This window comes from Candidatus Methanosphaera massiliense (assembly GCF_028890305.1).
Lineage (GTDB): Archaea > Methanobacteriota > Methanobacteria > Methanobacteriales > Methanobacteriaceae > Methanosphaera > Methanosphaera massiliense.
In genome coordinates this window covers 832,019-847,311 of sequence record NZ_JARBXM010000001.1, presented here as the reverse complement: position 1 = coordinate 847,311, position 15,293 = coordinate 832,019, and the positions used below count along the sequence as shown (strand labels likewise).

General features: G+C 30.3%; 15 protein-coding genes. 12 read left to right on the top strand and 3 right to left on the bottom strand.

All coding sequences use genetic code 11. The features are described 5' to 3' along the window. The first annotated feature begins 93 nt into the window (after positions 1-93). The 5 genes from OTK55_RS04025 (at position 94) to OTK55_RS04005 (ending at position 5,386) form a co-directional block, all read left to right on the top strand. Positions 94-828, top strand: coding sequence for a HesA/MoeB/ThiF family protein (locus OTK55_RS04025; protein ID WP_274870747.1), 735 nt, complete (start codon positions 94-96; stop codon positions 826-828). A gap of 612 nt (positions 829-1,440) precedes the next feature. Next, positions 1,441-2,778: a type I glutamate--ammonia ligase gene (glnA, locus tag OTK55_RS04020; RefSeq protein WP_274870746.1), complete on the top strand. Its 1,338-nt coding sequence runs from the start codon at positions 1,441-1,443 to the stop codon at positions 2,776-2,778. 218 nt (positions 2,779-2,996) lie between these two features. Then, on the top strand, positions 2,997-4,661 hold the full coding sequence (locus OTK55_RS04015) for a DUF128 domain-containing protein (protein WP_274870745.1): 1,665 nt from the start codon (positions 2,997-2,999) through the stop codon (positions 4,659-4,661). 305 nt (positions 4,662-4,966) lie between these two features. Further along, positions 4,967-5,158: a 4Fe-4S binding protein gene (locus OTK55_RS04010; RefSeq protein ID WP_274870744.1), complete on the top strand. Its 192-nt coding sequence runs from the start codon at positions 4,967-4,969 to the stop codon at positions 5,156-5,158. A gap of 30 nt (positions 5,159-5,188) precedes the next feature. Beyond that, positions 5,189-5,386 carry a 4Fe-4S binding protein gene (locus tag OTK55_RS04005; RefSeq protein WP_274870743.1) on the top strand — a complete coding sequence of 66 codons (198 nt, stop codon included), beginning with the start codon at positions 5,189-5,191 and terminating at the stop codon, positions 5,384-5,386. 191 nt (positions 5,387-5,577) lie between these two features. Here OTK55_RS04005 and OTK55_RS04000 read toward each other — a convergent pair whose 3' ends face one another. Next, the gene (locus OTK55_RS04000; protein WP_274870742.1) at positions 5,578-6,669 is read right to left on the bottom strand and encodes a formate--phosphoribosylaminoimidazolecarboxamide ligase; all 1,092 of its coding nucleotides are present in this window, start codon (positions 6,667-6,669) and stop codon (positions 5,578-5,580) included. A 335-nt stretch (positions 6,670-7,004) separates the two neighbouring features. Between OTK55_RS04000 and OTK55_RS03995 the strand changes: the two genes are divergently transcribed. From OTK55_RS03995 to OTK55_RS03970, 6 genes are read left to right on the top strand one after another with little or no spacing between them, the layout of a single operon-like run. Then, positions 7,005-7,238 (top strand): 4Fe-4S dicluster domain-containing protein, encoded by a 234-nt coding sequence (locus OTK55_RS03995; RefSeq protein ID WP_274870741.1) that lies wholly within the window; start codon positions 7,005-7,007, stop codon positions 7,236-7,238. After that, positions 7,231-7,701, top strand: coding sequence for a molybdopterin dinucleotide binding domain-containing protein (locus tag OTK55_RS03990; protein WP_274870740.1), 471 nt, complete (start codon positions 7,231-7,233; stop codon positions 7,699-7,701). The genes OTK55_RS03995 and OTK55_RS03990 overlap by 8 nt, the downstream gene beginning before the upstream one ends. Before the next feature lie 2 nt (positions 7,702-7,703). Beyond that, positions 7,704-9,044: a formylmethanofuran dehydrogenase subunit B gene (locus OTK55_RS03985; RefSeq protein WP_274870738.1), complete on the top strand. Its 1,341-nt coding sequence runs from the start codon at positions 7,704-7,706 to the stop codon at positions 9,042-9,044. Beyond that, positions 9,045-10,769, top strand: a complete 1,725-nt coding sequence (locus OTK55_RS03980; protein WP_274870737.1) for a formylmethanofuran dehydrogenase subunit A — start codon at positions 9,045-9,047, stop codon at positions 10,767-10,769. 6 nt (positions 10,770-10,775) lie between these two features. Then, positions 10,776-11,570 (top strand): formylmethanofuran dehydrogenase subunit C, encoded by a 795-nt coding sequence (locus OTK55_RS03975; protein WP_274870735.1) that lies wholly within the window; start codon positions 10,776-10,778, stop codon positions 11,568-11,570. A 10-nt stretch (positions 11,571-11,580) separates the two neighbouring features. Next, positions 11,581-11,862 (top strand): DUF2097 domain-containing protein, encoded by a 282-nt coding sequence (locus tag OTK55_RS03970; protein ID WP_274870733.1) that lies wholly within the window; start codon positions 11,581-11,583, stop codon positions 11,860-11,862. Positions 11,863-11,943: 81 nt separating this feature from the next. Here the strand turns inward: OTK55_RS03970 and hxlB are convergent, their stop codons facing one another. Further along, a complete protein-coding gene (gene hxlB / locus OTK55_RS03965; protein WP_274870731.1) occupies positions 11,944-12,528 on the bottom strand; it encodes a 6-phospho-3-hexuloisomerase in 585 nt (194 codons plus the stop codon). Positions 12,529-12,720: 192 nt separating this feature from the next. Between hxlB and OTK55_RS03960 the strand changes: the two genes are divergently transcribed. Continuing rightward, positions 12,721-13,596, top strand: coding sequence for a helix-turn-helix domain-containing protein (locus OTK55_RS03960; RefSeq protein ID WP_274870729.1), 876 nt, complete (start codon positions 12,721-12,723; stop codon positions 13,594-13,596). 38 nt (positions 13,597-13,634) lie between these two features. Here OTK55_RS03960 and lysS read toward each other — a convergent pair whose 3' ends face one another. Next, on the bottom strand, positions 13,635-15,224 hold the full coding sequence (gene lysS / locus OTK55_RS03955; protein WP_274870727.1) for a lysine--tRNA ligase: 1,590 nt from the start codon (positions 15,222-15,224) through the stop codon (positions 13,635-13,637). Between the last annotated feature and the right edge of the window lie 69 nt (positions 15,225-15,293).

Sequence of the window (15,293 nt, the reverse complement as noted above, 5' to 3'; positions counted from 1 at the left end):
TATTTATTATTACAAAAATATAACAATTGTTAATATATTTGTCTTATATAATAATATATAATAAATAAAAAATAACAACAAGAGGCATCATAAATGAGTGAACTATACAACCAAATGATATCAAGACAGATAGAAATATTCTCAAAAGAAGAACAAGAAAAAATAAGAAATACGCCCGTTGTAGTTATGGGATGTGGAGGTCTAGGTGGAACAATAATAGAACAACTGGTTAGGTCAGGATTTGAAAATATAACAATAATAGATGAAGATGTTTTCGATAAAACAAATCTAAACCGCCAAATAAGAAGTAACCTAGATACAATAAATAAATCAAAAGTAGAAGTAACAGCACAAGAAGCAAAAAAAATAAACCCTGATATAAACATTAAAACATACGAAGTTCATGTAACCGAAGATAATATTTCAGAGATATTACAAGGAAACGAAGTACTAATAGATGCAGTAGATAATGTATATACAAGAGTATTAATTTCAAGAGAAGCTAAAAAACAAGACATAACCTTTATACATAGTGCAGTAGATGAAACTTCAGGTCAATTAACAATAATTGATAAAAATACTCCATCCTATGAAGAATTATTTAAATTAGACTCATTAAACAAACCCCTTGAAGATTCAAAAGATTATTTATTAAATATTAGTTCTAAAAAACCACAAGTACTAGGTGTAACTCCAGCAATATTTGGATCATTAGAAGTTAGTGAAACAATCAAGTACATATTAGGCAGAGAAAATACTGTATTATCTCCTAATGTATTAATGTGGGACATATTTGATATAAACTCCTTTAGAATAATAGAATTTTAAATTTAACTAATACTAATGGTTAGTATTAATTACCTACAAAAAAATTATTCAACATATTCTTCTTTTTTTATATAGAAAGATATATACCTAATTTTAACAATTTCTAAAAAAAAGTATTAAATTAATAGTAAAAGATGGAATAAATCCTTATTTTTCCGACGTGAAGGAATTTTATAATCAAACTCTTAAAATAGGAATAATTCCTTCTCTTCATTATTATTAATTAATTTATTATTTATTACATATCTTATTAAATAAAAACGTTTTAAATTTATTAATAGAATTTTATTACATTTTAAAATTTTAATTAAATTTTTATTGATGATTATTTTTATATCAAAAGATTAATATTCTTGTTTTATTGAATTATATCCTTTAAAAAATGTTTTTTATTTTGATTTTTTTGAAAAGGTTTATATAGGATAATGTCAATAGTCTATAGTAGGAAATACACTTCCGATGGTAAGGGAAATACATTTCCAAACAGAAATGATATTTCAAAAAAAAGGGATTAAAAGTCCATGAAGGACTATATCATAATCAATATATTAAATTATATAATACTCAATACCATACCAGTACTAAAAAATTTTAATCATAGGTGAATAATTAATGTCAGAACGAGATGACAAAATAGATAATATTGTTAAACAAATTGAAGAAAATGACTGTAAATTTTTAAGATGTCAATTTTCAGACATACATGGAATTCCAAAAAATGTAGCTGTATCACTTAAAAAACCAAGTGATGTAGAAGACATTATTGAAGATGGAGTATTATTCGATGGATCATCCATTGATGGATTTGTAGACATCAACCAAAGTGATTTAGCATTAAAACCAGATATAACAACATTCACACCTCTACCATGGAGACCTGACGAAAAAGGTGCATGCAGATTTATCTGTGATGTATACAATACTGATGGAACACCATTTGAAGGAGATCCAAGAGGAGTATTAAAAAGTTCATTAAAGAAAGCTAGTGATAGAGGATACCAATTTAACATGGGTCCAGAACCTGAATTCTTTGTAATAGACAAAGATGAAGAAGGAAACTACGTACCAGCAGACGATGCAGAATATTTCGATGTAGAACCTCTAGACCAAGGTACAGATATAAGAAAAGCAATTGTATTAGGACTAGAAAAACTAAACTTCAATATTGAAGTAAGCCACCACGAAGTAGCACCAGGACAACATGAAATTGACTTCAAATTCGACGACGCACTAAGAACAGCTGATGCAGTAGTAACATTCAAACAAGCTATCAAAGCATTAGTAGACAACCTCGGATACAAAGTTACATTCATGCCAAAACCATTCTTTGGAATTAACGGTAGCGGAATGCACTGTAACCAAAGTTTATTCAAAGATGGTAAAAACATATTCTACGACCCAGACACAGAAACACAATTATCACAAGAAGCATTATACTTCATAGGAGGATTATTAAAACACGCAAAAGCATTATCCTCAATATTATCACCAACAGTAAACTCATACAAACGTTTAGTACCAGGATATGAAGCACCATGTTACATTGCATACGGACTTAAAAACAGATCCACATTACTAAGAATACCTGCATCCAGAGGATTAGGTACAAGAATTGAATGTAGATCTGCAGACCCATCATGTAACCCATACTTAGCATTTGCAGTATTACTTGAAGCAGGATTAGATGGATTAGACAACAAACTTGACCCAGGAGAACCAACAGAATACAGTTTATTCGCATTAACTCCTGATGAAATAGCAGAACGTGGAATTGAAACATTACCAACAAGTCTCTGGGAAGCATACCACGCATTAGAACAAGATGAAGTAGTACAAAATGCTTTAGGTGACTACGTATACAACCAATTCTACAACATAAAAAGAGCAGAATGGGACGATTACAGAATACAAGTATTCAATTACGAACGTGAAAAATACTTAAACATATAGATATTTTACAATATCTATTTTTCCATAATCTTCTTTTTAGCATAGGACTTATTCTATAACTTTTTAAAAACAATATTAACCGCCGTAAAATAAATATAAATAAATAATAATCTTCACTGTTAATTAGATGTAATTAGATTTATAAAGGATTCTAACCATGATAAAAATAAGTCCTAGATGAGAGGTATGATATTATTTCTGTAAAACAAGAAACAGACATGAAAATGATGGAGATTCTACGAATTTTATATAGTAAAAATGAAATTCTAGGAGCTAAAGTCATTTCAGAGGAACTGAAAAAAAGAGGTTATTCTCTAGGTGAACGAGCTGTAAGGTATCATATGCATATCTTAGATGAACGTGGTCTTACAGAAAAAGTTGGTTACAAGGGAAGAAAAATAACAGATGAAGGAATTGAAGAACTTAAAAAAGGATTAATATATGACCAGGTGGATTTCACATATTCTCACTTTCAAGAGAAAATGTATAATGTAGACCTAGATCCTGAAACTGGAAAAGGGTCCGTTATAGTAAATATTTCATCAATTAATGAACTTGACTCAACAGCCCTAATTAACAAAATGTTCGAAAAGGGATTGAGTGTTAGTAATAGATATCATATCTATGAACATGAGAATAAGACATATATCGAGACAGTATGTGGTACTACTATTGACGGTGTTTTACAGCACAATGGTATTATCTCAAAACTTATGTATGGTGGACTTTTAAAAGTAGAGGATTACGTGCCTATTAACTTCACAGAACAAATAGCTTATTCTAAAACATCAATTACACCTTTAGAAGCTTTCACAAGTTCAGATAATACATCCATATTAGATGTTGTTACTAGTGGTACTGGTGTTATTCCAGCTAATTTCAGAATCATTCCAGCAGTGAAGAAAGAACAAACTATTAAATTACTACAAAAACTTAATAAGATTAATATTAATGGTGTTATAACTATTGGTGAACCTGGAAAGCCTGTGCTTGGAATACCTGTGCCTGAGGGTATGACTGGTATTGCTATTATTGGTGGTGTTACACCATTATGTGCAGCACAAGAAGCAGGTTATGATTTAAGTGTTAAATTAGCTGATAGTTATAGTGAATATAGTAAAATGGTTAGTTCAAGTCATGAGATGAAAACACCTCTAAAACCAGCGACTGCTAAAAATAATCATCAAATTTCATTTATATTAAATAAAATATCTAATTTAATATCGCAAGTTAATTTTGATGAAGAAACATGTGAAGGTGAAGTTATTACCAATATATCATATATCAACAGAGAATATCTGGATGAAAGTCTTGAAATATTAAACAAGGTATATAAATCTAAACCAGAATATTGTATTGGTAATAGATATTCCATTATAGATTATCCTGATAATAAAGTAGGACTTGGAACAATCTGTAGTTTAACAGTAGATGGTATATTAATAAATAAAGGTATCACTGTTACACCAGGGTATAGTGGTGTTTTAGATGTCTATGGAAATAATAGACGTTTCATTGAATTAATATCATACATGGGTTCCTCTATCGATCCTCATGAAATATTCCTTAAGAAAAATATGGAGGATATTCTTGGTTCACTGAATAATTCTGGTAAAATATTAGCTAGTGTCCATTCAATTCCATATATTGCAAGAGATAAGACTATTAGTGTACTAGAATCATTAAAAGAATCTGGTTTCGAAGTTTTAAAACTAGGTAAACCTAATGAGTACATGTATAATGCTAGAATAGAGAAATATAATTTTGGATTTGTATTATCTGGGGGTCTTAATCCTATTGCTGCAATTAAAGAGAAAGATATTCCTGTTGATATAAAATCTATTGAAACTATTGTTGACTTTAATTCTTTTGAAGAATTATAATTCATGATAGATTATTTCTCATTTTATTCTTTTTTAGATAATAATAATTTTCAATTCCGTATTAAATTGCGTATTTTTTAAATTCAATGTATTATCACCCCTTTATTAATGTATATAATTCCTTAAAAATCGATTATTTTATATATAGAAAAAGAGAGACTTATTAATGTATTATATTTTGTATTGATTTTTTAGGGATGTAAACATGCAAATATAATAAAGATGATTTAATATGGTTATAACTACAAAAAAATAAGAAATAACTAGAAAAATTGTTTGAAAACTAATAACTAGAAGATGAGTATATGGCTGTAATAATTGATAGTAATAAGTGTAGTGATGTAGATAATTGTCCTGCAAATGGATTATGTATAGAAATCTGTGCATTAGATTCCATTAATAATGTTAATGGTATGCCTGTAATCGATGAATACCTTTGCCCAGAATGTGGACTTTGTGTAATGAATTGTCCTAATGAAGCAATTTCTAAACCATGATTATGAAAAACAATTAAAGGTGACAATACAATGGTAGTAACAATTTATCGGGATAGATGTAACGGAATTGATCATTGTCCGGGACACAATGTATGTATAGAAGTATGTGCTTTAGATGCAATTGAGAATGTTAATGGATATCCACATATAAATGAGGAAGCATGTAAAAATTGTGGACTTTGTGTGACAAACTGCCCTAATAATGCATTGTCCATAACCAATATTTAAAAAAAATTCTATTTAGTTATTAAGTGATTTTTCTTACTCTAACTTATTTTTTTAAAATTAAATTTAACAAAAAAATCTTTTTTTCTTATTATATACGTAATTTAATGCAATCTATTAAAAGCTTAAATTATAATTGTTTTATTATAAAAAGAATAATATTTGGAGGTTAAGTTAACTTTCACTAAAAACGGTTATGTTATTATAACATCAAGTTTATCTTCTTTTATAGCGTTTTTAATTTCTCTAGAGATTCTGCGTCCCATACTCATTGGTTCTCCAAATTGTATGTAGGAGTAAGGAGATCCATTCATGAATGTATTTGTACCTCCATCTATTCTTGCACTCATTTCAAAGATAACTATTTCTCTGTCATCATTTACTAAGCATTGTAGACAGAATGGACCATTCATTCCAGGTTTTACTAATTTTTTAGCTGTTTTTACTAGTTTATCACCATTTTCAAATACTTTTGGTAATAATGATTCTCTTATTACTACTGGATGATTTCCACTTACAACATATGAAGGACTAAGATTTGCTGCTAGTTGGTCTTGTGCTGGAATTCTTACTATACCATCTATGTTAGTTTCATATCTACTGTCCATTCCTAAAACTTCTACTTCATCTTTTAGTGCGGAGTAGAAATAATGTATACAGAAGTTTGTACCACAAACATATTCTTCTATGTGTGCATATTTAACATCTTCATCTGTAATCCAGTTTCTTTCCTTCATTTCAGCTATTTTTTCTTGGAATTCCTCATAACTTGAGCATATGAAGTATCCTTGACCTCCTCTTGCTCCTGGGAATTTTACCATAACTTCTTTATCAATGTCTTCTGGGCTTTCGAATTTTTTTGGCATTCTTATTCCAGATTCTGTAATCATTTTTCTTTCTTTATCTCTTTCTGCTTCCCATCTTAGAATATCACGATTTCCAAACATTGGTACATTGAATTTATCTTCAACATTACTTAGACCAGCATATGCAACGAATGAACCATGTGGTACTACTATAGCATTCATTGATCTTAATTTTTCTTGAACTTCTTCATTTACAATATCTTTATATTCATCTACAAATATAAATTCATCAGCCACTCCAAATCGTTCATATGGTACTTCCTTACCTTTTTCACAAACGACTGCTGTTCTAAATCCTTCTTGTTTTGCGCCACGAAGAATATGTAATGCCGTATGACTACCTAATGTTGCAATAGTGATATTTTCTTTATCATACTTATCAACTATTGCATCTATATCTTCTTTTTTTATTTTTCCCATAAATTTTACCATCCTATTTATAATGATTATTTATTAATAATTATATTTCTGTCATTTTTTTATAATATAATTAGTCATAATAAAGGAAGTTATATTAATTTAATATATAAACTAAATTTATTAATCAAAAAAGAGATAGTTAAAAACAAGAATTGTGTATTATTATATAAAAAAGTGTAGTATACACAATACACTAATAACACTATTTATTTTTATAATAATATTCTTGAATTTAGAGAAAAGTAAATGTATATTTAATAATTAAAATTAAGCTAATAATTTACTTTTTTTAGGAAAATAATATTGAAAAATGGTAATAAGGAGTATAATGTTGAATGTTGAAAGTTAATCAAGACCATTGTCTAGGCTGCGGAGCCTGTATAATAGTATGTCCTGTGAATCAGGAAATATGTCCTGAAGTTATAGGGGGTAATGGTCCAGATACTACAGAAGTTATAATGTTAGTTGAAAATGGAATAATAAAACTATTTCATCCAGAAAAATGTACAGAATGTATGGAATGTAATAACACCTGTCCAACAAAAGCAATATATATTGGAGATGATTAGATTGGATGAGATGAATATTATTATCAATACAGGTACTAGTATCATTCAAGCATACTATGAGAAAAAAGGTTCTACACTAAAAGATGAATACAGACAAGCAACAGCAGTAGCATTTATGGATCCAAGAGATATGGAAAAATTATCATTAAAACCACGTGATAAAATAAATGTTAAATCAGAATGGGGTGAAGTAACAATTTATGTAGATAAATCACATGATGCACCACATGAAGGAATGATATTCATACCAAAAGGTCCCTGGGCAAATATTGTAATAAGTCCGGAAACATATTGTTGTAACATTCCTACATTTAAGGGCGTTCCAGCAACAATAAGAAAAACAGATGATGAAGTACTGCTAGTAGCAGACCTTATGAGAAAAACATATCATAAATACACAGATAATACTGATAACCTAGAAAGTCTAGGTGAAAAACCAGTATATAAGAAAAGGGAGCTATAACCATGACTGAAAAACCAATCACTGATTATGATGAAGAAGTAAAAAATTGCTCCTGTTCATACTGTGGAAATAACTGTGACGACATAACATATCTCTTAAAAGATAAGAAAATTGTTGGAGTAAGACATGCATGCAGATTAGGCGCTAGTAAGATAATAAATGATGAAGACCAAAGACTTCTAAATCCTATGATAAGAAATGAATCAGGAATACTTGAAGAAACAACATGGAACCAAGCATTAGATAAAACCGCAGAATTATTACACAATAGCCTTAGACCAGTACTATATGGCTGGGGAGAAACATCAATTGAAGCAATCAAACAAGGAATAAAAATAGCTGAAACAACTGGTTCAGTAATAGATAACCAATCTACAATATGTCATGGAGCAACAATCCAAGCATTCCAAAATGTTGGACATCCAGTAATGACATTAGGTGAAGTAAAAAACAGGGCAGATGTAATTATATATGTAGGTACAAACCCAATGGATGACCATCCAAGACATCTATCAAGATACACAACATTCCCTGAGGGATTCTTCAGACCAAACGGAAGAAAAGATAGAAAATTAATCACAATTGACCCGAAATACACTAATACAGCAAAAGTATCTGATGAATGGATTCAATATGACATGGATGAAGATTATACATTCTTCAACGCTCTACGAATGGTATTAAAAGGAAATACCCTGACAAGTAAGGAAATTGCAGGAGTACCTGTAGATAAGATATATGAACTAGCAGAAACAATGAAAAATGCTGAATATGGTGCTTTATTCTTTGGATTAGGATTAACTCAAACATTATCTAAACAGAGAAATGTAGACATAATAATACAATTAATAGAAGACCTTAACAGGTATTCTAAATGGTCAATGTTACCTATGAGAGGATTCTTTAATGTGAATGGATTCAACATTGCCATGACAACAGAAACAGGATATCCATATGGTATTGACTTTGCAAGAGGATATCCTCGATATATGGTGGGAGAAACAACCACTATTGATTTATTAAATAGAAGAGAACCCGACTTTTTCATGGCAGTAGCTGCAGATCCGGGAGTACAATTCCCAGGATATTCCATACAACATCTTGCAAGTATACCTGTAGTACAAATAGATACACATTGGGGTCCATATACTGAATTATCAGATATTGTGCTTCCAAGTACAAGAGTAGGTGTAGAAACAGAAGGTACTGCTTATCGTATGGATTCAATACCAATATACATGAAAAAAGTTATAGAAAAGCCTGAAAACTGTCACTCTGATGAATGGATTCTTCATGAATTATATAAGAGAATTGAAAAATTAAATCAGGAGGGAGATGATTAAATGGAATATATTCTTAAAAATGGAATCGTCTTTGACCCGGCAAATAATGTTAATGGTGAACAAAAAGATATTCTAATAAAAGATGGTAACATAGTTGAAAAAGTCTCCTCTGATTCAAAAGTCATAGATGTAACAGGTAAACTAGTCATGCCTGGTGGAGTAGATTTACACTCACATATAGCAGGACCTAAGTTATCTGTAGGTAGATTATACCGACCAGAGGATATTAGACGTGGCATAAAACCTGCACCTAATAATGGTGTTGAAGGATTTGAAGCAGGATTTTCTTTACCTACCTGTCCAACTACAGGTTATAGATATACACGTATGGGATACACTACTGTTACAGAAGCAGCTGTTCCACCTCTTGAAGCAAAACATGCCCATGAGGAAATTAATAGTATTCCTAATTTAGATATACCTACACTAACTCTATTTGGAAACAATTGGTTTATGCTTAAATATGTTAAGGAAAATAACATGGATGATTTAACATTATTCATTTCTAAGTGGCTTAAATTAGCTAAAGGTTATGGTATTAAAATTGTAAATCCTTGTGGTAGTGAAGCATGGGGTTGGGGTAAAAATGTTGATGGTCTTGATGATCCGGAACCTCACTGGAATGTTACAGGACGAGAAGTTATCCGAACTCTTACCAAGGTTAATGAAAAATTAGGTCTTCCGCATTCAGTACATGTGCATACAAATGATTTAGGTCATCCAGGTAATTATGAAACAACACTTGAGACATTTGACTGTGTAAAAGATATTAAAAAGAATAAGAATGTTGATAGAAACCAAGTTATTCATTGTACACATCTTCAGTTCCATGCATATAAAGGTACAAACTGGAGAGATGTAACATCTGGTGCTCCAGAACTCATTGATTACATTAATAAAAGTAAACATATGACCTGTGATATTGGACAATTAACATTTGATGAAACAACAACAATGACTGCTGATGCTCCTATGGAATATGATTTATTCAAACTAACCGGTCTTAAATGGGCTAATAAAGATATTGAAGTAGAAACTGCATCTGGTTTAATTCCATCCATTTATTCTAAACGAGCTCCAGTAAGTGCACTTCAATGGGCTGTTGGTCTTGAATTCTTCTTTGGAATAAAAGACCCATGGAAAATGGCATTAACAACAGATTCACCTAATGGTGGACCGTTCATCAGATATCCTAAAATTATTTCATGGATTATGAGTAATGAGAAACTTAATGACATGCTTGACAATGAAGTTCATAGTTGGGCTACTAGAAGAACTTCCCTTGGATCTTATGATAGAGAATACTCCTGGGATGATATTGCTACAATTACACGTGCTAGTCCAGCTAAAATCCTTGGATTAACAGATAGAGGTCATTTAGGTATTGGTGCAAAGGCTGATGTGTCCGTTTATGATATTGATGTAGATGACTTTGATCCTACACGTCTAAGTAATTCTGAGATTCTTGAGAAGAAACTATTGAATAGTCTATATACAATTAAAGATGGTAATATTCTTGTAAAGAATGGTGAAATTGTTAAATTAATCAATAGTAAACATATATGGAGTAATGTAAAAGGTCTTGAAAATAAAGAGGAAGGATTAATTAAAAGAATTAAACCTGAATTTAATAAGTATTATACTATTAAATATGAAAATTATGGTGTTCCAGACCATTATACTGAACCGGATAATAGAATAGATATACAATATGAGGGAGTATAAGATAACATGAAAACAATAAAACTATTAATGAAAAAATATAGCAGAATACCCTTAGAATTTGACAACGTACTTCCAGAGCTATTATACGATAAAACAGAAAAAGAAATAACAGAAACAATAATTTATCATGGAAACAGACAAGAACAATTATCAGATTACTTTAAAATAGAAGTTGAAGGAGAATGTGACAATCCCTCAGATTGTAAAATAATAATAGATGGCGATTTACATAGAACCAAATACATAGGAAACTGCATGACTGCAGGTACAATAATAATAAATAGTGATGTTGACCTTCATGTAGGAGCTCAAATGTCTGGTGGACATATAATTGTAAATGGTAATGCTGAAAGTTATGCAGGCCGTGAAATGACTGGTGGTTTACTAGAAATAAATGGTAATGTCAAGGAATTCTGTGGAGCATCATATATGGGTGAATGGAGAGGTATGTCTGGAGGAAAAATTATTATCCGTGGAAATGTAGGAAAACAACTAGCAGAATGCATGCTAAATGGTGAAATCTACGTTGAAGGAAACTGTGACATACTAGCAGGAATACATATGGCTGGAGGATATATTCAGATAGATGGCGATGTTACACAATGGCCCGGAGGACAGATGAAAAAAGGAATTATTGTTATTAATGGCCATGTAGGTGAAATACTTCAAGGATTTAAAAAAGAAGAAATCATACAAAATCCTCTAATAAATGGAAAATATCATATTGGCAAATACACATTATATATCGGAGATATTGGTGTGAAAAAGGGTAAAGGTCAATTATGGATTAAAGAAAATTAGGTAAAATATAATGAAAACTAGACAAATAACACTCCATGAGTATGAACTTGTTGATTACATAAATGATAATTTTAAAGAAAATGCATTACTTGAAATATCATATAACAGAGTATTTATACCTGGAAAAATATTATACATTGATAATTCAGATGAACTAATAATTACCCTGCAATTAATGGGACAGTTATTACATCAGACAGTTGATATTAATGTCAATGATATTATAGAAGAAATAGTTGAATTAAGATATACCTACGAAGAGGATGAAATAATAATAAGTATTGTTGATTAAAAAAAAAGAATTAGTGATGAAAAAGAATAAGAATTATTCCATTATGGAAAATTCAATACTCTCCCTCTCTATTTTTTATATTTATTCTAGTACTGTATGTCTAGCTTTAAGGTCCTTTTCTGTTTGACCTAAATCATCCATCATCTGTGCTATTACAGAATCAAGGAAGATGAGTGCACTTATCTCAAAGATAGTTCCCATAGGAGATAATGAGTTATGTAAACCACTTATCTGACGACGAGCATAGTTTGGCTCCTCATCTATTTTTGTTCTTCCCTGTAATTGAAGAATAAGATCTGATCTTTTAGCTAAAGTACTATCTGGATAGGATGTTATTGCTATTATTTTAGAGCCAACCTGCTTAGCAATACCTGTAGTACTTATAATATAACTTGTTTCTCCAGAACCAGATATTGCTATTAAACAATCCTTATCTGTTATTGCTGGAGTTGTTGTTTCCCCCACAACATATACACTTAATCCTAAGTGCATTAATCGCATTGCAAAAGCTTTTGCCACTAAACCTGAACGACCTAATCCCATAAGAAAAATACTATCTACTTCTTCAAGCATTGATGTAAACTTAACAATATCTTCTTCTTTAACTGCAGAAGTTGTTTGAGTTACTTTTTCTAGTATATCTTGTAATGCATCATTATAAATCATATTAATTCCCTTATATTCGATTAAAAAAAATCACATTATTCTATTTATTAAAATTTAATTGATATTTTTTTATTGTACCATATAAAAATATCACATATTCCATTGTTAATATTTATTATATTAAAATTTATATTTACATTTTACTAAACTATTTTTAACAAGAAAAATTTTATTATAAACAGGCATGTGAATATGGTAAATAAGAAACTAGATTTTGAAATTGATGGAGTACTATACAACTATAAATTATTTGACACGCTCAAAGCCATTAACGAAACAAAATCTCAGAGAAAAGCGGCTAAACAATTAAATATTTCACATACTGTTCTTAATAAAAGAATATTGAAAGCCGAAAACTTATTATCTCATAAATTAGTCACAGTATCTAATAAAGGTTCTAGTTTAACAGATTATGGTCTGAAAATATTAGATGAATATATAACATATGAAAATAGACTTAATGACAATAACGAGTCTATTATTGTGGCTGGTGGTCCTGTTTCATGTGAATTTATCAGACAATTAGCAAGTGCATATCAAGTTGAAAATTTAAAGATTCTTGAAACTGATAATGAGACTGCAATGCATCTAGCTGACGTTGAATTAGTGGATATTTTATGTTTTGATGACCCTGTTAAGGCATACTTATATAATCTTGAACCTATTGCTCTTGGTAGAGATTATTTATTATTATTATCCCATGAAAAACAATCATTTAATACCTTATCTGACTTGGATGGATTAAATTTTGTTGAAGTTGAAGGATCTGCTCAGAGGCTTGCATGGAATACTTTGGCTAATTATGATTTAGATTTTGACATAGTTAGAGTAGTTGATTCATTTCATGAAGCTATTCGTCTAGTTGAACAGAATAAAAATCTTTACACATTCATAAATAAGAGCATGGCATATACATCATTACATACTAGTGATGTGTTAAAGGATGAGACATATCATATAATTAGTGCATTGAATGTTAAAAATGATAGTTATGTTGAAAGTTTTCTGAATTTTGCATCTCACAGAGCACAAAAAGTAACAGTGTCTTATGGCTTCGAACCATTATAATAATTATAAAAAAATAGTAAAAAGTAGTTATTATTAAACTACTCCTCTAATCTGAATCTTTTTAGAACAAAGTCTTTATCTAATGATAATACAAAAGATGCTGCACGTGGCCCTTGTTTTTTACCTATGATGGTTTTATATATTGCCTGGAAAGCTTTTTGTGGTTTCATTCCAATACCTTCCAGTACATCATACATCCTATCATGGAATTCAGCGTCATTAGTAAATGTTTCTGTTTCTAATATATCAGCTAACTGGTTTAAGAATTCCTTTTGTTCATCTGTAAGTTCTATACGTGGCATTTTCTTCATTACCTGGAATTTTACAAATTTAGGTCCATAAGTTTCAAGCCAATTGCTAACATATTCTAATCTTTTAAGATATGTGTTTTTATCAAATTCTGATAGATCTTCATATGCTACATCTATGAGTCTATCTGGTAATTGATGATTTTTAGCTAATATTTCATATATTTTATCTGGTTTTCCAGCAGCTATTTGATATGCTACTGTAAGGAATCTGTATGATGGTTGGAATGGCATTACTTCAGACATACCATTTATTTGTGAAACTTCATAGATTTTAGTGAGTTTTTCTTTTTCTTTGTCATTACTTGGTTCCTCTTCACCATATGCTATTCTTTCTACTCTATCATATTGATCCATTAAGTCTAAGAATCCCATTTTAGGACTAAAATCTTTAGGTTTTAATGGTTTGTTTCTGAATATGAAGTAGTTTAGTGTTTCTGGTTTTCCTATTTTTAGCCATGCTTCTGGTGTGAAGAATACTCCTTTGGATTTACTCATTGCTTCTCCTTCAAGTGTAATCCATTCATATGGTACTGGATATGGTGCTGGATAATTAAATATTTCATCTGATATTACTTTACTTACATCATATGAACCTCCACTTGCTGCATGGTCTTTACCAAATGGTTCACAGGTGATGTTTAAAATTTTCCATCTTGCAGCCCATTCTACTCTCCAGGTTAGTTTTCCTTTACCAGTAGTATAATCTACTTCTCCTTCATGTCCACACTGACATCTGTACTTAATAGTTGTACCATCAAAATCATATGCTTCAGTAGTATTTACACGTCCACATTCAGAACATATTGGATTATATGGTAGCCAATCATCTTTTAATGGATGTTCCCTGTATTCATTGAATATTTCTCTTATCCTATCAGCATTTTCTAATGCTTTCTTTGTAGCTTCTGTATAAACACCATTTTTATACATTTGAGCTCCACTTTTAATCTCTAAATTCTCAATATCAAACTCATCTAATGCTTTAACAAATGGTTTCTGGAAATGTTCTACAAAGTTAGAGCAACATCCTTCAGGACAAGGTATTTCATAGTATGGTTGTCCTAGATATTGACTGTAATCCTCAGGTAATGGATATGGTACTTTTCTTAGTGGGTCATAATCATCTGCTATCCATAAAGTTTTAGCATTTTCACCTAACTTTCTTAATTCTTTACTTACTGCATTTGCTATAAATATATCACAACTATTACCTATGTGTACTGATCCAGAGATAGATGTTCCACTACCAATTATATATTCTTCTCTTCCTTGCTGACTTAATTCCTCAGCTATTCTTTCGGTCCAATGTTTACTCATATATATCACGATAAATCTTTATCATTTAAATTGATTGTTAGTAATAATAATAAAAAATAACTAATTGAC

Coding starts and splice junctions, on each gene's coding strand:
- OTK55_RS04025 (WP_274870747.1), top strand. CDS start 94: ATGAGTGAACTATACAACCAAATGATATCAAGACAGATAGAAATATTC.
- OTK55_RS04000 (WP_274870742.1), bottom strand. CDS start 6,669: ATGGGAAAAATAAAAAAAGAAGATATAGATGCAATAGTTGATAAGTAT.
- OTK55_RS03995 (WP_274870741.1), top strand. CDS start 7,005: ATGTTGAAAGTTAATCAAGACCATTGTCTAGGCTGCGGAGCCTGTATA.
- OTK55_RS03960 (WP_274870729.1), top strand. CDS start 12,721: ATGGTAAATAAGAAACTAGATTTTGAAATTGATGGAGTACTATACAAC.
- OTK55_RS04010 (WP_274870744.1), top strand. CDS start 4,967: ATGGCTGTAATAATTGATAGTAATAAGTGTAGTGATGTAGATAATTGT.
- OTK55_RS04005 (WP_274870743.1), top strand. CDS start 5,189: ATGGTAGTAACAATTTATCGGGATAGATGTAACGGAATTGATCATTGT.
- OTK55_RS03975 (WP_274870735.1), top strand. CDS start 10,776: ATGAAAACAATAAAACTATTAATGAAAAAATATAGCAGAATACCCTTA.
- lysS (WP_274870727.1), bottom strand. CDS start 15,224: ATGAGTAAACATTGGACCGAAAGAATAGCTGAGGAATTAAGTCAGCAA.
- OTK55_RS03980 (WP_274870737.1), top strand. CDS start 9,045: ATGGAATATATTCTTAAAAATGGAATCGTCTTTGACCCGGCAAATAAT.
- OTK55_RS03990 (WP_274870740.1), top strand. CDS start 7,231: ATGATTAGATTGGATGAGATGAATATTATTATCAATACAGGTACTAGT.
- hxlB (WP_274870731.1), bottom strand. CDS start 12,528: ATGATTTATAATGATGCATTACAAGATATACTAGAAAAAGTAACTCAA.
- glnA (WP_274870746.1), top strand. CDS start 1,441: ATGTCAGAACGAGATGACAAAATAGATAATATTGTTAAACAAATTGAA.
- OTK55_RS04015 (WP_274870745.1), top strand. CDS start 2,997: ATGAAAATGATGGAGATTCTACGAATTTTATATAGTAAAAATGAAATT.
- OTK55_RS03970 (WP_274870733.1), top strand. CDS start 11,581: ATGAAAACTAGACAAATAACACTCCATGAGTATGAACTTGTTGATTAC.
- OTK55_RS03985 (WP_274870738.1), top strand. CDS start 7,704: ATGACTGAAAAACCAATCACTGATTATGATGAAGAAGTAAAAAATTGC.